Source organism: Paraburkholderia xenovorans (assembly GCF_046030735.1).
Lineage (GTDB): Bacteria > Pseudomonadota > Gammaproteobacteria > Burkholderiales > Burkholderiaceae > Paraburkholderia > Paraburkholderia xenovorans_A.
Map to the genome: position 1 here is coordinate 261,755 of NZ_JAQQBV010000003.1, position 18,601 is coordinate 280,355.

The 18,601-nt window shown below is 59.6% G+C and carries 14 protein-coding genes; 7 read left to right on the forward strand and 7 right to left on the reverse strand.

Features of this window, described 5'->3' with window-relative positions; genetic code table 11:
- Positions 1 to 20: 20 nt before the first annotated feature.
- A complete protein-coding gene (locus PQQ51_RS04325) occupies positions 21 to 2,273 on the reverse strand; it encodes a TonB-dependent siderophore receptor (protein WP_408495120.1) in 2,253 nt (750 codons plus the stop codon).
- A gap of 234 nt (positions 2,274 to 2,507) precedes the next feature.
- On the opposite strand from PQQ51_RS04325, the gene PQQ51_RS04330 reads away from it, so the two are divergent.
- The 5 genes from PQQ51_RS04330 to PQQ51_RS04350 all read left to right on the forward strand — a co-directional run bounded on the left by PQQ51_RS04330 (position 2,508) and on the right by PQQ51_RS04350 (position 7,788).
- Positions 2,508 to 3,404, forward strand: a complete 897-nt coding sequence (locus PQQ51_RS04330) for a LysR family transcriptional regulator (protein ID WP_408495121.1) — start codon at positions 2,508 to 2,510, stop codon at positions 3,402 to 3,404.
- A gap of 246 nt (positions 3,405 to 3,650) precedes the next feature.
- The gene (locus tag PQQ51_RS04335) at positions 3,651 to 5,996 is read left to right on the forward strand and encodes a TonB-dependent receptor (RefSeq protein WP_408495122.1); all 2,346 of its coding nucleotides are present in this window, start codon (positions 3,651 to 3,653) and stop codon (positions 5,994 to 5,996) included.
- A gap of 22 nt (positions 5,997 to 6,018) precedes the next feature.
- Positions 6,019 to 6,663 carry a MotA/TolQ/ExbB proton channel family protein gene (locus tag PQQ51_RS04340; RefSeq protein ID WP_408495123.1) on the forward strand — a complete coding sequence of 215 codons (645 nt, stop codon included), beginning with the start codon at positions 6,019 to 6,021 and terminating at the stop codon, positions 6,661 to 6,663.
- Complete coding sequence (locus PQQ51_RS04345) at positions 6,660 to 7,058, forward strand: ExbD/TolR family protein (protein WP_408495125.1); 399 nt, start codon at positions 6,660 to 6,662, stop codon at positions 7,056 to 7,058. The genes PQQ51_RS04340 and PQQ51_RS04345 overlap by 4 nt, the downstream gene beginning before the upstream one ends.
- Complete coding sequence (locus PQQ51_RS04350; protein ID WP_408495126.1) at positions 7,051 to 7,788, forward strand: energy transducer TonB; 738 nt, start codon at positions 7,051 to 7,053, stop codon at positions 7,786 to 7,788. Before PQQ51_RS04345 ends, PQQ51_RS04350 begins: the two co-directional genes overlap by 8 nt.
- A 52-nt stretch (positions 7,789 to 7,840) precedes the next feature.
- Here PQQ51_RS04350 and cfa read toward each other — a convergent pair whose 3' ends face one another.
- Positions 7,841 to 9,049, reverse strand: coding sequence for a cyclopropane fatty acyl phospholipid synthase (gene cfa, locus PQQ51_RS04355; RefSeq protein WP_408495127.1), 1,209 nt, complete (start codon positions 9,047 to 9,049; stop codon positions 7,841 to 7,843).
- A 22-nt stretch (positions 9,050 to 9,071) separates the two neighbouring features.
- On the reverse strand, positions 9,072 to 10,133 hold the full coding sequence (locus PQQ51_RS04360) for an NAD(P)H-dependent flavin oxidoreductase (RefSeq protein ID WP_408495128.1): 1,062 nt from the start codon (positions 10,131 to 10,133) through the stop codon (positions 9,072 to 9,074).
- Between the two features lie 93 nt (positions 10,134 to 10,226).
- Here PQQ51_RS04360 and PQQ51_RS04365 point away from each other — a divergent pair, with 93 nt between their 5' ends.
- On the forward strand, positions 10,227 to 11,096 hold the full coding sequence (locus PQQ51_RS04365) for a LysR substrate-binding domain-containing protein (protein WP_408495129.1): 870 nt from the start codon (positions 10,227 to 10,229) through the stop codon (positions 11,094 to 11,096).
- Positions 11,097 to 11,099: 3 nt separating this feature from the next.
- A complete protein-coding gene (locus PQQ51_RS04370; RefSeq protein WP_408495131.1) occupies positions 11,100 to 12,248 on the forward strand; it encodes a YbfB/YjiJ family MFS transporter in 1,149 nt (382 codons plus the stop codon).
- 36 nt (positions 12,249 to 12,284) lie between these two features.
- On the opposite strand, the gene PQQ51_RS04375 is transcribed toward PQQ51_RS04370, so the two are convergent.
- From PQQ51_RS04375 to PQQ51_RS04390, 4 genes are all read right to left on the reverse strand, one after another.
- Positions 12,285 to 13,256 carry a LysR substrate-binding domain-containing protein gene (locus PQQ51_RS04375; RefSeq protein ID WP_408495132.1) on the reverse strand — a complete coding sequence of 324 codons (972 nt, stop codon included), beginning with the start codon at positions 13,254 to 13,256 and terminating at the stop codon, positions 12,285 to 12,287.
- Positions 13,257 to 13,305: 49 nt separating this feature from the next.
- Positions 13,306 to 14,142 (reverse strand): transporter substrate-binding domain-containing protein, encoded by an 837-nt coding sequence (locus PQQ51_RS04380; RefSeq protein ID WP_408495199.1) that lies wholly within the window; start codon positions 14,140 to 14,142, stop codon positions 13,306 to 13,308.
- 114 nt (positions 14,143 to 14,256) lie between these two features.
- On the reverse strand, positions 14,257 to 15,819 hold the full coding sequence (locus PQQ51_RS04385) for an HAL/PAL/TAL family ammonia-lyase (RefSeq protein ID WP_408495134.1): 1,563 nt from the start codon (positions 15,817 to 15,819) through the stop codon (positions 14,257 to 14,259).
- 331 nt (positions 15,820 to 16,150) lie between these two features.
- The gene (locus PQQ51_RS04390; protein WP_408495136.1) at positions 16,151 to 18,355 is read right to left on the reverse strand and encodes an OsmC domain/YcaO domain-containing protein; all 2,205 of its coding nucleotides are present in this window, start codon (positions 18,353 to 18,355) and stop codon (positions 16,151 to 16,153) included.
- Positions 18,356 to 18,601: the final 246 nt, after the last annotated feature.

An 18,601-nucleotide genomic window follows, 5' to 3' on the forward strand; every position in this document is an offset into this window, starting at 1 on the left:
AAATCCATTGTTCGTGCATGTCAGAAGTTGTAGGTCACCGAGAGGCGCGCGGTACGCGGCGCGCCGAGGAACAGATAGGCGTCGCCCTGTTGCTCGCCGGCGTCCTGCCAGTAGTACTTGTTGAACAGATTGTCGATCGCGAGTCGAACCACGGTCTTGTGTCCGCCGAGTTTCGTCGTGTAGCGCGCGCCGAGATTGAACACGAAATACGCCGGCACGCTCGCCGTGCCTTCCTCATTCGCCGCTTTGCTGCCGCTGTAATTGACGCCGCCGAGCAGATCCAGACCGGCGACGCCAGGCACCGCATAATCCGCGTAGAGCGCTGCGCTCAATCGCGGCACGTTGATCACCTGATGGCCTTCGTAGGCCGGCGTGCCCGAGTCGTACGCGCGGGCGCGAATCGCGGCGAGACTCGCGGTCAGCGACAGGCGCTCGGTGACGCGCCCCGCAGCGCTCAATTCGATCCCCTGGTGGCGCTCGGTGCCCTGCTGCACGAAGGTGTAGCCGGCGTCGCTGGAATCGGGCTTCGCGTATTCGAACGGCTTGCTGATCGAGAACACCGCCGCGGTGAGACTCAGGCGATCGAGCCAATCGTACTTGGCGCCCACTTCGGTCTGATTGGACACCACCGGCGGCAGAAAAGCGTAGGCGTTGCTCGCACGCACCGGCGCCTGGTCGCCGAGCGACAGTGCCTTGCTATACGATGCATACAGCGACAACGGCGCGACCGGCTTGTACACCACCGCGACCTGCGGCAGGAAGATGGAGCGGTCCGTCGTGGTGGACGGGCCGTCGATTTCCGTCCAGCTACGCTGGCGCAGCAACACGCCACGTCCTCCGGCGAGAATCTGCCAGTGTTCGTTCAACGCAATCCGGTCGGTGCCGAACACCGAGTACTGCCGCGAATCGAGTTGCCGGAACGACGCGCTCGGAGAATTCGGCGAAGGCGCGAATGTCTGGTCCGGCCCATCGATGTTTTCGCTGCCGACATAGTCGTACACCGCATCCGACAGATCGACGACCCGCCGTTCGACGCTCATCCCCAACGTCAATTGATGCCTGATCGGTCCGGTCGCGAATTTGCCGGTGAGCACAGCCTGCACCTCGTCGTTGCGACGATATTCTCCGGGGCTGCGGTAATCGTAGACGTCGAAGTCTCCGTTGGCGCTGAAGAAGTAAGGGGACGTGCCGCCCGCGCCGCAACTCGCCACGTAATAGCAGCCGTACGCGAACGCGGTGTTGTCGTCGATCATCGTGTGGCTGCGGCTGGCGGCGATATAACCCTGCCAGTTATCGCTGAAGCTGTAGTCGAAGCGTGTGTTCAGATTCAACGCATCGGTGGTCACCGGTTTGGCCCAGGGTTGCGCGCCGAGCAGCTTCGACGAGGACGGCGCCGACGGCACCACCGTGCCGCCCAGCAACTGGTAGCCGGACGCCGAACGCTGGATCAACTGCTGGAATTCGGCGTCGAATTGCAGGCTCGCGCGCGGGCTGATGACCCAGTCCGCCGCGATCGAGCCGAAGGTGCGCCGGCCGTTGGCGCCGTCCACGTACGAGTGAATGTTCTCCTTCGCCGCATTGATCCGGATTCCAAACTGATTGTCGTTGCCGAAGCGCTTACCGAGATCGACGGCGGCTGAAGTCGAGCCGCGGCTATCCACGTCGGCGGTAACGCTCGCGACATCTTCAGGACGTTTGGTCACGTAGTTGATGATCCCGCCGGGTGCGACCACACCGCTTTCGATGCCGGCCAGCCCTTTCAGAATCTCCACACTCTCCTTGTTTTCGAGCGCGACATTCTGCTCGCCGGAGATCGTCAGGCCGTTGATCTTGATCGCGCTGGCAAGATCGATCGGAAAGCCGCGGATCGTGAATCCCTGGTAATAGCCGACCGGCGCGTAATCGTTATTGACCGATGCGTCGTTGCGAACCACGTCGCTGAGCAGCTTCGCCTGCTGATCTTCGATCACCGCGCGCGTGATCACGTTGATCGACGCGGGCGTGTCCTGCAGCGGCGCCGAATCGAATCCGGCGACGGACGCCGAACGCGCGCGATACGAATCGCTGCGCGCGCCGGTGACGGTCACTGTGGGCAACGCAAGCTCATCGGGCGGCGTCGCGACATTGGCAGGCGCAGCGGGCGCTGCCGTTTGCGCATATACCGCGTGAGTGGCAAACAGTGCGGCGGCGGCGATCACGAACGCCGTTCTGCGCGGCGGCGTCACGCGCCCATACTGCCTCGGCGGAATCCGCCCTGGTCGATTATTTTTCATGTTGTTCTGGAAGAACTTCGAACTGCCCTGCGTCAGGCGACGACGACATTTAACGAATGTTGTGAGAATTAAAAATCAACCAATAAATTCGAATAAGGAAATCAGCGCTGCAATGATATAGAACGCGCGTCGAACACTCGTTAAATCAGCGCTAATCGATACAGGACGCGATTCGAACATGCAGTCAGAATGCCGTCAAATGACATATCTTCCAGCCGGTGATAACTTCGCGGAATGAACTTCTACCTGCTCAAATCGTTCGTTACGTTGGCCGAGTCTTTGCATTTCGGAGCAGCATCGCAAGAGTTGAATCTCTCGCAACCTGCATTGACCAAACAGATCAAGCGCCTCGAAGAGTATCTCGGCGCCCCGCTGTTTCGGCGCAGCCGGCATGGTACAGACTTGACCGAGTTCGGACGTTTTTTTCTGCGGCAGGCGCAGCCCTTGTTGCTCGATGCCGACAACGTGTTCCGGCAGGGACGGCGTGCCGCGCGCGGCGAATTGGGCAGCCTCGCGATCGGCTTCAGTTTCTCGACCGTCGACATCGTGTCGAGGGTATTGCCGCAATTCAGGCTCAGATATCCGGAGGTCGAAGTCACATTGCACGACCTCTCTTCAGCGGAGCAGATGCAGCGATTGCTGGAAGGCAGCCTGCAGGTGGGCTTCGTGCGACTGCCGGTTCACGAAGGTTTGTCCTGCCAACGCATTCTGTCCGATCGTCTCGCACTCGTCGTGCCGCGATCGATGGCCGGGCAGATTACGTCGTTCGACGTGCGCTCGATTCGGGACTTGCCCTTTCTGCTGTTGCAACGGGCACGCGCGCCGGGACTTTACGATCACATTACGCGCTTCTGCGCATTGCACGACTTCCATCCGCAAGTACTTCAGCACGCCAATGAGTCGTTGACGATATTGTCGCTGGTGGGGGCCGGTGTCGGCGTTTCGCTGATGCATGAATCGGCGTTGCGCACGCCGGGAGAATCGGTGGTGTGTCTGCCGATCACGGACCCACGCGCGCAATGGGACGTGGGACTCACGTGGCGCACCGACGAGCCCGATCCTGTGATCGAGAAGTTCGTCGAGCTGGTGTCGGCCATCGCTCCGCAACTCGCGCCGCCGGCGCTCGCCTGAACCAGGCGACGCCAGCAGCGTCATCCGCTTTCCCTTCGCACTTTCCTTACGATTGAAAGCCAGGGATCGTTCTGCGAAAAAACCACAGCAGCAGGTTTTATTTCTCAACGCAATAATATAACATTGCGCACGCTTACTTCCTCCGTGCTGAACCACACCTGCGCATAGCGTGAACTCGCGCTGATACGAAATCGATTGCCACGCGGTCGGACCACCCATTGGCATACCTAACAAATAACTGACAAGATGAAAAATCGCCGTCACATCACAACCGCTGCTTTGCTGCTGTTCACGCTTGCCTCTCACGCCTACGCGGCGGACGACGGTTCGATCACCGGCGCAATCTCCGACAGCACAGGCAAGCCCGTCAGCCAGGCCACCGTCACCATTCAGGATGCGAGCGGCAAAGCGGTAGGCGCAACGCAAACCGACGCCGGCGGCCATTTCACTGTCGACCACGTCAACCCCGGCACGTATGCGGTTGTCGTCACCGCTGCCGGTTTTGCCAGTGGCAACAGCATCGCTACCAGTGCACCGGGTCAGCAAAGCTCGGTGTCGATCGCGCTGGCGAAGAGCGACGCTCTCGACGTGCAGGTCAACGCTCAGCGTCTGAACCGCGCGCGCAACGACCTGCAGCCGGAAACGGGTAGCAGCATCTATCGCTTCAGCCAGAGCGACATCAACAATCTGCCGGCCGGCCAGGACACCGCACTGAACCAGGTGTTGCTGCAAGCGCCCGGCGTAGCGAGCGACTCCTATGGTCAACTGCATGTGCGAGGCGATCACGCGAACTTGCAGTACCGTATCGACGGCATCATCATCCCTGAGCCGATCAGCGGCTTCGGGCAATCGCTGGATACGCGCATCATCGATCAGTTGAATCTGCTGACCGGCGCGCTGCCCGCGCAGTATGGCTACCGGACCGCCGGCATCGTCGACATCCGCACCAAAACGGGCGACGACGGCAGCGGCGGCTCGATCGATGTTTTCGGCGGCAGTCACCAGACGATCCGCACTACCGCCGATGTGTTCGGCAGCCAGGGGCCGTTCAGCTATTACTTCAGCGGCTCGCTCGGCGAGAACAATCTCGGGATCGAAAATCCGACCTCGAGCGCGAGCCCGCTGCACGATCACACGCGTCAGGGCAATGCGTTCGGGTACATGTCGTACGTGATCAATCCGCTCACGCGCGTGAGCCTGATGTTCGGCACGACCAGCAACCAGTTCCAGATTCCGAATACACCGGGCCTCACGCCTTCTTTCACGCTGAACGGCAACAGCAATTTCGATTCGAGCCAGCTCAACGAAACACAATCGGAATTGAATGAGTTTGCCGCGTTGGTCCTGCAAGGAACCAACGGCGGAGCACTCGACTATCAACTGTCTTTCGTGACTCGCTATTCGCGCACGCAATTCAACCCGGACCCGATCGGCGATCTGCTGTTCAACGGTGTCGCGTCGAGCGATTTCCACAGCGACACCGCCAACGGCGTGCAGCTCGATACGACATACCGGCTCAACGACAAGCACACGATTCGCGCGGGCGTGTTCGCTCAACAGGAACATGCGGTATTCGACAACAATCTCTCTGTCTTCCCAGTCGATCAGAACGGCAATCAGACCTCCGATCAGCCGATCAGCATTCCCGACTCGAGCAGCAAGACCGGTTATCTCTACAGTGCTTATGTGCAGGACGAGTGGAAGCTCACCAGCAAGCTGACCATCAATTACGGCCTGCGCTACGACAAGATGGACGAGTACGTCAGCGCCAGCCAGTTGAGTCCGCGCGTCGGTCTCGTGTATGCGCTGACGCCGTCGACCACGGTTCACGCGGGCTACGCGCGTTACTTCACACCGCCGGCATTCGAACTGGTATCGAACTCGGACATTGCGCGCTTCGCGGGCACGACGGCCCAGGTGTCCGGGCAGAACGATCCTGTACAGCCTGAACGCAGTCATTATTTCGACCTGGGCGTGACGCAGCGGCTGACGCCGTCATTGACCGTCGGTCTCGACGCTTACTACAAGAAATCGAGCAACCTGCTCGATGAAGGGCAGTTCGGCACCGCGCTGATTTTCACGCCGTTCAATTACCAGTACGGTCGCGTGTATGGCCTCGAATTCACAGCCAACTACAAGCAGGACAATGTATCCGCGTATATGAACGTCGCGTTCAGCCGCGCGCAGGGTAAAGACATCGACTCGGCTCAATTCAACTTCGGCCCGGACGAACTCGCCTATATCAGCAGCCACTGGGTGTATCTCGACCACGATCAACGCGTGACCGCGTCGTTCGGCGGCACGTATTCGCTGGGGCAGACTACGTTCACGTTCGACGGCATCGTCGGCAGCGGCCTGCGCAGCGGCTTCGCGAATACCGATCGTCTGCCCGTCTATACGCAGGTCAATCTCGGCGTGATCCAGCACTTCAACTTCAATAATCCGCTGATCGGCAAGTTCGATGGACGCCTGTTGCTGGTCAATGCATTCAACCGCGTGTATGAGCTGCGTGACGGCTCGGGCATCGGCGTGGGCGCACCTCAGTACGGCCCGCACATCGCTGTGTATGCAGGCCTCACCAAGAAATTCTGATGCGTGATCAACGGACGCTGAAATGAAAGACTGGACCACTGTTCTGGACGCGGTGCGGCTTGGCGGATGGGTGATCTATCCGCTGAGCGTGCTGGCCATCCTGGCGATCGCGATTGCGATCGACCGCGCTTATGTTTTTGTGCGCTTTGCCCGCCGGCCGGATACGGGAGCGCCGCGTCCTGGCGACGGCGGCGCCCCGTCCTCGACGTTCGCTGAAGATCTGGATTCACTGCCGGCACGCCATGTTTTCCGGCGCCTGAGCGCACCGCTGGCAGATCGTCCGGCCGCACCGATCTGGTACCGCGAAGCAAAAGCCGAAGCGATTGCAGCGACGATCGAGCGGGACATGAGCAAGGGTTTCTGGGTACTCGAAACGATCGTGACCGCAGCGCCGCTACTTGGATTGCTCGGCACCATCGTCGGGATGATGCATTCCTTTCAGCTATTCGGCGGAAACGGCCTCGTCAATCCGGCCGGTGTGACCGGCGGCGTCGCGCAGTCGCTGGTCGCCACCGCCGTGGGCCTCGTCGTCGCGTTGTTCTCGCTGTTCACTTTCAACTATTTTTCACGCCGACTCGAAAGATTGATGGATGAACTCGAGTCGTTTGCGAACGAGCGGATCAGCGAAATTCGTCTTGCTACCGAAGAACAGGGTGCCGCGCCGTGAAGTTTCGTCGCTCTCGCGCCGCGAAGCGTGGCCGCATCGAGATCATTCCGATGATCGACGTGATGTTCTTTCTGCTGGCGACGTTCATGCTGGCCTCGCTTGCCATGCAACGGCTGGACGCCGTGAAAGTGAATCTGCCGTCGGGTAGCGCGCAACCGCTATCCGCCGATGCGCCGCCCACGCTGAGTATCGACCGAAGCAACGGGATTTTCGTCAACCGTGACGCGGTTCGCTCCGATCAGGTCGAGGCGGCCGTCAAGCGCGTATTGCACGCGGACCATACCGTCGTCATCGCCGCGGACGACGCGGCGGGACACGGCGTCGTCGTACAGACGATGCTCGCGGCCCGTCGCGCGGGCGCGGAGCATTTTCTGATCGCGGTGCATCGTGAATAACGTTTCGCGGATCGTCGTCAAAGCCGGTGACAATCAGAAGGCGAGAGTCGTCATGGCGGCGGCGCTGGGCGCATTGGTATGGGTAATCGTTCTTGTCGTGTTGGGGCGGGGTCTGCGTAATGCTTCCGTACCTGAACCTGCGCCGGAGCCGCCGCTGGAGATGAGTGTCGTTGAAATGCCGGTGCCTGCGCCGGAGCCAGTGGCACAGCCGGCTGCTGAACCCGTGCGACTTTCCTCTCCGAAACAGCCACCTGTCAAAGCCGTACGCACGCAAACGCCGCCGCTTCGCATGTCGACGCCGGCGCCGAAGTCCGAGCCGGTAACGCCTGCGGCGGAACCCACACCGGTCGCGGCGCAAGCGAGCCATTCGGCCGCTCAAACGGCGACGACCAGCGCGGCGTCGCCATCGCCCGAACGCAGCGCACCAGGCGCCGAACCGTCGTCGACGAGTTCGACAGCCGGCAACTCGCCCGCGCGCGCGATTTCCCAGCCGTTGCCCGCCGTTCCGGATGAGTTACGCGAAGAGGCCTACCAGACGGTTGCGATTGCTCATCTCGTGATACATACCGATGGTTCCGTCGCTGTCGAACTCACCAAGCCAACCCGGTATCCGCGCCTGAATCAGATTCTTCTGGAGACCTTGCGAAACTGGCGCTTCTTCCCGGCGATAAGAGACGGACATCCGGTTGAAACGCAGCAGGACGTCCGCGTACATTTCGACGTGAGTTGATCGCCTCGCGCATGCGCGTTCCGCGAAACACCGCCGCGCCCCGACGAAACCATTAACTCACTCGCCGATAGCCGTTCTCAACGCCAGACGGCGACAACACGATTTGCCAAAGCTGGGTTGCACGCGCCCTGAAGGTTCCTGCGCATGCCAGCAGATAGTAACGCCACATCCGGTAAAAGCGTGGGCCGTAGCGGTCGGTAAACTTCGGCCACGCGTGCTCGAAACGTGCATGCCATGCCATCAGTGTCCGGTCGTAATCCGCGCCGAAGTTATGCACGTCTTCGATGATGAATTCGCGCTGACTCGCATCGGAAATAGCGCCGAGATCCGGCAGTTCCCCATTGGGGAAAATGTACTTGTTGATCCACGGATCGACGCCGCCTCGCCGCTGATTCTTGCCGATCGTATGAAGCAGAAACAGCCCGTCGTCTTTCAGCGATCTTCTCGCGACCGAAAAATAAGCATCGTAGTTCTTGCTGCCGACATGCTCGAACATGCCGATAGAAGCAACGCAGTCGAACTTCTCCTTACCGTCGACGTTGAAAGCGCGATAGTCCGCCAGACGGAACTCGATGGGAAGTCCGACAGCACTGGCATTGTCATTGCCAAACGCGGCCTGCTCCCGTGAAATCGTCAGGCCGACGCACGTCACGCCATAGGTTTGCGCTGCGTACTTCATCAGGCTTCCCCAGCCGCAGCCGATATCCAGAAGTCTCATGCCCGGCTTGAGTCCGAGTTTCCTGCAAACCATATCCAGTTTTGCAACCTGCGCTTCATCGAGATCGGTAGCGCGATTCCAGTACCCGCACGTATAAGTCAGCCGCCGATCGAGCATGCTGGCAAAGAAATCATTGCCCAGATCGTAATGGACCTCGCCTACTTCGTACGCTCTTCGTCCACTCTGGAGATTGACGAATCGCGCACGAAGGCTCTGCCACACCAAGGCCGATCTCGCCACTTTCTCGTCCAGTTTTTCACGCAGCACACGTGTAAAGAATTCGTCCAGCCGGTCGCAGTCCCACCATCCGTTCATGTAACTCTCACCGAGTCCGAGGCTGCCGTGAGCCAGAACTCGCTGTACGGTGCGCAGGTCGTGAATCCGGATGTCCCATGGCCGCGAGCCGTTGATCTGAATATCGGCCTTGCCCAACAGATCACTCAGGAAATCCAGCCCCTGAACGACCGCGCGTGACGGAACGGCATCTTGCGCGCGCTGGAACGAAGAAACCAGCGCACTTGATTTTTGTGAGTTTTCGATCATGGTGTTTGACTCGTCAGATCAGTCAGCCTTGCAATTCCCGAGCAAGGGTCTCGACCAGTTGCGCTGCGGTCAGCTCGCGTGCCAGAGGCGCGCCCTGTCCCGCCCAATGCGCGGCAAACTCGTGGTTACCGAGTTTCGCCGCGGCCGCGTTCAATTGCTTGGCAGCGTCGTAAGCGACCGGGTAGGCCGCACGCGCCGGACTGCCCGCGGATTCGCCGAACGAGATGAGACGATTGACCATGCCGCGCGCCGGCCGACCGGACAGCACGCTCGTCAACCGGGTGGTCGCCGCACGCGCGCTCTTCAGATTGGCGCGGTAACTCGCATTGGCCGCGGATTCAGGGCACAGAACGAAAGCCGTGCCGAGTTGCGCGGCGGCAGCGCCGAGGTCTAGCGCGGCCTTGATTCCCTGGCCGTCCATGATGCCGCCGGCCGCAATCACGGGCAGCTTCGTGCGCTGAACCAGCAAGCGGACCAGCACCGCCGTACTCAACTGTTCGTCGATAGCGTTCGGGTCGAATACCCCGCGATGGCCGCCGGCCTCGATTCCTTGCGCCACGATCGCGTCGACGCCGGCCTGCTCGATGAGTTCCGCTTCGCGCAGGCTGGTGGCGCTCGCCAGCGTCGTGATACCCGCCGCGCGCAATGCCCGGATGCGCTCCGCAGACGGCAAGCCAAAGTGAAAACTGACAACCGCCGGCTGCTGCTCGATCAGCAGATCGAAGGTCGCATCGTCATCGAGAAAGGTCTTGTAGATCTCGTCGAGCGCGGCGGGAGGCTCGATGCCTGCCTCGGCGAACAGGGGCGCCAGGTACGTCAACCATGCCGTTTCACGCGCCACATCCCGCTCTGCCCGCACGTGGCAGAACACATTCACGTTGAACGGTTCGCGCGTCAGGCCGCGCGTTTCATCGATCATTTTGCGAGCCTGTTCTGCCGTGCTCGCCCCGATACCGAGGGAGCCCAGTCCCCCCGCATTGGAAACCGCGGCCGCAAGCTGCGGCGTGGAAACGCCCGCCATCGGCGCCTGAATGATGGGGAACTCGATGCCAAGTCTTGCGATGAAAGGATGTAGCGAGCTCATGTCGACTCCTGTTCTGGAACGGGTTGAACTGTCCGATGACAAATTCTCTACTTGAGAATACAATTCGTCAATCATTTCTTATACGAGAACCAAATGGATCTGGAGTCGCTCAATATTTTCTGCACCGTCGCCGCGGAGCTGAGCATCACGCGCGCGGCAAGCCGCCTGGGCCGGGTGCAGTCCAACGTGACCACGCGGATCCAGCAGCTGGAAGCGGATGTGGGCGTGGAGCTCTTCGTGCGCACGAGCAAGCGGCTCAGCCTGTCGACGGCCGGCGAGCGCTTTCTGGACTACGCGAGGCGGATGCTGGCATTGGAGGAGGAAGCGCGGCACGTGGTCACGGGCGGCCTCGACGGCGGGATCCTGCGCATGGGCTGCATGGAAAGCACGGCGGCCAGTCGTCTGCCCACCGTGCTCGCTGCGTACCATGCCCGCTACCCCACCACACGGCTTGAAGTCACGACCGGCCCGTCACGTCAGCTACTGGAGCAGGTCCACACCGGCAGGCTGGATTGCGCATTTCTCGCGCTGCCGCCCGCAACCAGCGACGACGCATCGCTGGCCGAGATGGGCCTCGTCGCGGAAAAAGCATGGCACGAGGAACTGCTGCTGCTGGCGCCCACCAGCGAAGCGTCTGCCGAAAGCGCGCGGGACATTCGCACGCGGTCGCTCGCAGCCTTCGCGCAGGGTTGTTCCTACCGCGCCATTGCGGAGAAATTGCTCGGCATTCCTGATGCCCCCGGTTGGCAGATTCAGGAAATGGGCTCGTACCACGCAATGATCGCGTGCGTTTCCGCCGGCGCTTGCGTCACGGTGCTGCCGAAGAGCGTCCTCGAACTGGTCAAGGTGCCGACCGGTCTGAAGACGCTGCCCGCCGGGCAGGTGGAAACCTGCCTGTTGTGGCGATCGGGCTATGACGTTCCCGCCTTCCAGAATCTGCTGAATCAGATGAAGAGAGTTTGAAAGATGAACACAATCGCAGCACGAACCGGCGCCACGCTGCGCCCGGCTATCGACGCAGCCTTGATCATGGCCATCGGCATGGGCTTCGGTCGCTTTGCATTCACCGCGATCTATCCGCATATGGTCGACGAGGGACTGCTTAGCCTGCATGGAGGCAGCCTCGCGGCATCCGCGAACTACGCGGGCTATCTGGTCGGCGCGTTGCTGGCGATCCGCGCGCAGGCACACAGTGCGCACCGCTTGTGTCTCTGGTCCATGGCCGGCACGGCGCTTTGCCTCGCCATCCTGTCCATCGTGGAGGCAACCTGGATCATCGTCGCGGTCCGAGGTATTGCCGGTGTGTTCAGTGCGCTCGCGATGGTCGCGGCTTCACTCTGGCTCCTCGAACATCGCCGGCAGCTTCACCACGCGCCACTGCTTTATGCGGGCGTCGGCCTGGGCATCGCGGTGTCCGCCGAACTGCTGGTGCTCGGCACGCATGTCGGGCTGCACAGCAAAGGGCTGTGGCTGCTGCTCGGCGTGACGAGTCTGATCATCGGGCTCGCGGCCACGCCGGGGTTGGTTGCTCGCGGCTCCGCGACGCTCGCTTCATCGCCGGGAGCCACGGCGGGCACACAGAAAACGGTCAAGCCCTGGCCGCTCGTGGCGATCTACGGGCTGGCGGGGTTGGGCTATATCGTCACCGCAACCTATCTGCCGCTGCTGGTCAAAAGCACGTTACCCAACGTGGACCCGGCTCATGTGTGGGCGGTCTTCGGATTGGGCGCCGCGCCTTCGTGTTTCTTGTGGCATCGTCTTCACGAGCGGCTCGGAACGCGTGCGGCACTCCTGACCAATCTAGTCATTCAGGCGGCCGGCGTCGTTCTGCCGATCGTTGCGCAATCCGCGGCCGGGTATCTGCTGAGTGCACTGCTCGTAGGCGGAACGTTCATGGGAACAGTCACCATTGCGATGCCCGCGGCGCAGCGCGTAGCGGGCAAGGTGCGCGGCAACCTGATGGCGATCATGACGGTGATTTACGGCATCGGGCAAATCGCCGGGCCGATGGTGGCCAACGTGCTCTATGCGCACAGCCACACCTTTTCCAGTTCGCTGGTTGCCGCTGCCGGCGCGCTGATCGTGGCCGCAATCATGAGCGTTCTCGCGCTGTAAGCAGTCGCTGCCGACGCGCGATACATCCGCTCGGTTTCAGTCGCCAAACATCGCTTTAATGTCGCGTCCCGTCTGCTCGGCCTCCTCGATCAGCCAGTCGAGAAATTGCCTGGTTGCAGGGGAGTCCGCCGCAGTTTGCTTCCAGCAAATGAAGTACGGGAACGGCATGGGTAAGGAAACCTTGAACGGCGCGACCAGTTCGTTTCGCTTGATGCTATCGATGGCAAAGAAGCCTTGCCCCAACGAAATGCCTCTTCCCCGAATTGCTGCATCGATTGCCATGCCGGAAACCGAGTAGGTGAGCGGCGCCCACACCTCGGGCAGGGCCACGCCAACCGCATGCAGCCAGTGTCCCCACGTGGGTGGCGACAGATTTGCCCATCCCCACTCGACGTGAATCAGCGGGTAACGCAAGATGTCCATCGGCTGCGCGATGGGTTTTCCTGTCTGCAACAGCGAGGTCGCGAACACGGGGGCAACCCGGTCCGTAAAGACAACGTGATACGGCGTTCCGTCTTTGGGTAAGGCCCCGTACGTTAACCGGATATCGGCATTTCTCGCAGCGACACTGGTTTCGTGGTCGACAACCTCGACATGGACCTGCACATGAGGGCAGATGGTGTGCCACTTGTCCAGTCTCGAGGCAAGCCAATGGGTCGCGATCGACGGGAAGGTCATCAGCGTGAGTCGGCGGCCCGTCTCCGCTTTGAGCGCGGCCTGGGCGCTATGAAAGCATTCGAACCCGCGAGCAATGTGCGAGTGGTATAGCTCGCAGAGCGGAGTCGGTCGCAGGCCCGTGTTTTCCCGCTCGAAAAGCGCGAACCCCACAAAGTCTTCCAGGACGCGAATCTGCTGACTAATCGCGCCGGGCGTCACGTGAAGCGCCTCGGCGGCGGCCACGACGCCGCCGTAACGAATGACGGCGTCGAATATCTGCAAGGCTCGAAGAGGAGGTAGGCGGTTCATGTCGTTGATCTGGCCAATGCCATCGTGAAGCCAGTCTAGCAAAGACTGATCTCCGCCTCGACGCACAACGGCGTCATGCCATTTCACACGCTTACGGCTTCACATCGGTCTTGAACCACTTTTCCGACAACCGCGTCACGGTACCGTCCGCAAGTGCTGCTGTGATGGCTGCGTCGAATTTTGCTTTCAGATCCGCATCCTGCTTGCGAAACCCAAGGCCTTCTCCCGGCCCCCACACCGCGCCGCCAATCGTGGGGCCTGCGACACGGATTCGAGCGGTCTCCTTGTTATCCGCGATTCCGGCGTAGTAGGTGACGTCGTCGAAGGCGACGTCGACGCGTCCGTTGACCAGGTCGAGATCACGTTCGGCCGACGTCTTGTAGAGGCGTATGGACGTGATGTCCTTGAAGTTGTCGGTGATGAACTTCGTATAGACCGTGCCGGATTGGATTCCGATCGACTTCCCTTTCAGTTGATCGCGCAGCGGGGCGACCAGCGGGCCATCGGTTTTGGGATCGCCAGTCAGCTTGAGGGAAGCGACTTTTCCTGCCGTGTTCGCCAGCCCATGCCCGTCTAGCGTCGCGAACGCGGCCGGTGTTGCGGCATAGGGGCTCGAGAAGGCGATCGCCTGTTGACGTTCTGGGGTGATCGCAAGTGCATCCATTACGGCGTCGAATTTGCCGGCCTGCAAGCCTGTGATCAGGCCGTCAAAGTCCTGGGCGACCGTCTCGCAGTGCAGGTTGACCCGCTTGCACAGATTGTCGAGTAATTCCGGTTCGAATCCCGAGATTTTTCCATTCGGCAAGGTCAGATTCCATGGAGCGTAACTGCCTTCCAGCGCAACCTTCACGGTCTTCCATTCTTTTGCCTGCGCGCCGTTTCCTGCGAGTGCCAGCACGCCGAAAAAGGTGACGAGAGAAGTCTTCAGGACTCTTGTGTAAATCGTATTCACATTACACCTCTATAGTGTCGAATCAGGGTTGTGCTTCGATTGAAAATACTTGGATCGCCACGTTTCGCGGCATGACTGGCGCTACCGGTTTCAGCTGTGCAATGTGCCTGCGATGCCTTCCACAATGCTGAGCAAGTCACCCTGTTCGACGAGACGGTGAACGCCCATCATGTCCGGATAGAAAAACCGGTCGCCTTCTGCTGTCGGAGCAACCTGTCGAATGCGCGCATACACTGCCGCGGTTGCGGGCGACGCGTCGGCGGGATCGAAGAAGTCCAGCGCCTGTGCGGCGGTGAGTAGTTCGATCGCCAGCACGTGCTGCAATTTTTGCGAAGTCGTATAGGCTTTTCGCGCCGCGTGATACGCAAAGCTCACCGGGTCTTCCTGGTTGCCGCTTGTGGGTACGCTATCGACGCTTGCTGGTTGAGCAAGGGTGCGCATCTCGCCCAGTAATCCAGCCGCCGTGTACTGAATGATCATGTAGCCGCTATTCAGTCCAGGATCTTTCGCGAGGAACGCGGGCAGTTCGCTGAAGTACGGGTTGACGAGGCGGTCCGTCCTGCGCTCCGAGATCTTCGCGAGCGTGGTCATGGCGATGCAAAGGAGATCGCACGAGATGCCGACGAACGTACCGTCGAAATTGGCGCCGGATATCGCGGTACCGTCCTCGCCTTCCGGATAGATCACTGGGTTGTCGCCGCACGATCCCACCTCGTCGAGAATCGCGTCGTACGCGTCCTTGATCGCCCGTTTGGACGCCCCGTGTACCTGAGCAATGCCGCGAAGGCTGTACGTGTCCTGTAGCCGGTAATCGGCAAAGCGCTCGCATAGCGCGCTTCCGGCCAGCAGGCGGCGGATGTTGTCGGCCGCGTTCCTCTGATCGACATGTTTCTTGACCGAGTGATAGCGCGCATCCAGCGAACGCGTGGTGGCCTTGAGCGGCTGCATCGACATCGATGCGGCAATGTCGGCCACCTTCGAAAGCTCGATCGCGTTATAGAGCGCCAGCATTCCGATTGCGGTCACCGACGTGGTGCCGTTGGTGAGCGAAAGCCCCTCTTTACAGCGCAGCGAGTGAGGCTTCAGGCCCGCTCGCTCCAATGCTTCGGCGCCGCTTATGCGTTCGCCGCGGTAGAACGCTTCTCCTTCGCCGATCAGCACGAGCGCCATATGGGCCTCGGGCGCGAGATAACCGACCGATCCGTCACCCGGCGCGAACGGCGTGATGTCGTTGTTCAGCAGCCCGGCGATTTGCTGTAGCAATTCGAGGCTTACGCCGGAATACCCCTTGCCGAGGCTGATCAACATCATCAGAAGCGTGGCTCGGACAATCTCGCGAGGCAGCGGCTCGCCAACCGAAACGGCATGGGAGCGCACGATATTTCGCTGAAGCTGCTCGGCGTCCTCCGGGCTGACGACGCGTGTCGAATTTGCGCCAAAGCCCGATGTCACACCATAGACGAGCCGGTTCTGGCTCAGAAAAAGATCGACGAGTCGCCGCGAATTCAATACACGCGCGCGATAGACGGGAGAAAACTTTATCTGTGCGCCATGTCGGGCTACCGCAATGAATTGCTCGATTGAAATATCGGATTGTCCGAGTTCAACTTCGGATATCTTGCCGGGTCGAGATTCGATGTGCGCCAAACTCATCTTTAATTCCTCTGTCGAATGCCTGGGATAAAAGGAATGGCAAAATCGGCTTTAAAGCTCGATGTTTTGCCTTGAGGTCATTGCAGCGCAATGTAGCGGCAGCAAAATTGGCGCACAAACGATTTGATTTGAGTTCGGATTTTAGTTTTACTAAAACGCAGGTATCGGATTATGGTGGATTTTAATTACCCACGCTGCCCGATTTTAAAATGAGGATTTTATTAGCCTTCAATGGCATGTTGCTGCTTATAAGCAGCAACATGCATTTCATCTGCTGCGCACATGCCGTTTCTGATCGGGTTATTGTGGCGGCACAGCAGATTCTCTAACTCTAACTGGCTGTAGCCGCTACTTCGGCCCGCGCCTTATGCAATTTCTTGTAGCTGTCGATCAGGCGGTGGTGCCTATCGAAACCCTCCAGCTTCATACTCGTCGGCGTGAGCCCATAGAAGCGCACGCTGCCGTCCACCGATCCCATTACCGCGTCCATTCGAGCGTTGCCAAACATCCGACGGAAGTTGACCGCGTAGTCGTCCATTTCCAGGTCGTCATCGAGCAGCACCTCCAGCACCGCATTCAAGGCCTGGTAAAACAATCCGCGCTCAACGGTGTTGTCGTTGTATTGCAGGAAAGCGCCCACCAGCTCTTGCGCCTCCTCGAATTGCTGCAAGGCGAGATGAATCAGCAGCTTCAACTCGAGAACGGTTAGCTGCCCCCAATCTGTATTCTCGTCAAATTCGATGCCGATCAACGTGGCAATATCGGAGTGCTCGTCCAGCTCACTGTTCTCCAACCGCTCAAGCAGGGCGGCCAGGGCGGCATCGTCGAGTCGATGCAAGTTCAAAATATCGGCGCGGAACAACAGCGCCTTGTTTGTGTTATCCCAGATCAAATCCTCTACCGGGTAAACTTCCGAATAATCGGGCACCAGAATCCGGCAGGCGACGGCACCCAGTTGGTCATACACCGCCATGTACGATTCTTTGCCCATGTCTTCAAGAATGCCGAACAAGGTGGCTGCTTCGTCGACGTTGGAGTTTTCACCCTGGCCGGAAAAATCCCATTCAACAAACTCGAAGTTCGCTTTGGCGCTGAAAAAGCGCCACGACACCACACCGCTGGAATCGATGAAGTGCTCAACGAAGTTATTCGGTTCAGTCACGGCGTTACTGACGAAGGTGGGCTGCGGTAAATCGTTCAGGCCTTCAAAACTCCGTCCCTGCAGCAATTCCGTCAGACTCCGCTCCAGCGCCACCTCGAAGCTCGGATGCGCGCCGAACGAGGCAAAGACGCCGCCTGTGCGCGGGTTCATCAGCGTGACGCACATCACCGGATAAGTCCCACCCAGCGACGCATCCTTTATCAGCACCGGAAAGCCCTGCTCTTCCAGCCCCTGAATCCCGGCCAGAATGCCGGGGTATTTCGCCAGTACTTCGTGCGGCACATCAGGCAATGCGATTTCACCTTCCAGAATTTCGCGCTTTACCGCCCGTTCGAAAATTTCGGACAGACATTGCACCTGCGCTTCGGCCAGCGTATTACCGGCACTCATGCCATTGCTGACGTACAGGTTTTCGATCAGGTTGGAGGGGAAATACACCACCTCGCCATCCGAGTGCCGCACAAACGGCAGCGAACAGATACCGCGCTGCGCATTGCCGGAATTGGTGTCGATCAGATGCGAGCCCCGCAACTCGCCATCGGGGTTGTAAATTGGCAGGCAGTAGTCGTCCAGAATCTCAGCCGGCAGTGCATCTTTACGGCCAGGTTTGAACCAGCGCTCGTTCGGGTAATGGACAAACGCCGCGTTGGCGATGTCTTCGCCCCAAAACGCACCGCCATAGAAATGGTTGCAATTCAGGCGCTCGATAAACTCGCCCAATGCCGACGCCAACGCGCTTTCTTTGGTTGATCCTTTGCCATTGGTAAAACACATCGGCGAGTGTGCATCGCGGATATGCAGCGACCACACGTTGGGAATGATATTGCGCCACGAAGCGATTTCAATCTTCATGCCCAAGCCGGCCAGAATGCCCGACATATCGGCGATGGTTTGCTCTAGTGGCAGGTCCTTGCCTGGAATGTAGGTGCGGGCATCGGAGTCGGGATTGAGCGTGAGCAACGCCTGAGCATCGGCGTCCAGATTCTCCACCTCTTCAATTACGAACTCGGGCCCGGCTTGCACCACTTTTTTGACCGTACAACGGTCGATGGAACGCAAAATACCCTGGCGGTCTTTGTCCGAGATATCCGCCGGCAACTCAACCTGAATCTTGAAAATTTGCTGATACCGGTTTTCCGGATCGACAATATTGTTTTGCGACAGACGGATATTTTCGGTAGGAATATTGCGAGTTACGCAGTACAACTTTACAAAATAAGCTGCACACAAGGCCGACGAGGCCAGAAAATAATCGAAGGGTCCCGGCGCCGAGCCATCGCCCTTATAACGGATAGGCTGGTCGGCCACGACCGTGAAGTCGTCGAACTTGGCTTCAAGACGTAGCTTATCGAGAAAATTGACTTTAATTTCCATGGGGAAATTCCAAAAATGGTGCTCAAAACAAAGATAAGGCGCTGTAAAAAACAGGGCTTTAATAGCCAATCAACTAGCGAATGACGTTCCTGGCGGGGATTCTACTCCCCCCGCTCGCGAACAGGCTTGCTTGCCCCCGTAGCATGGCGCTTTCGCCGATTTCGTGTGTGCAGATTGCAGCCGCTACGACTGCCAGCGGGAAAACAGCGCAACGGTGGCCATCCGTTCGCGTCAACTCCAACCGGT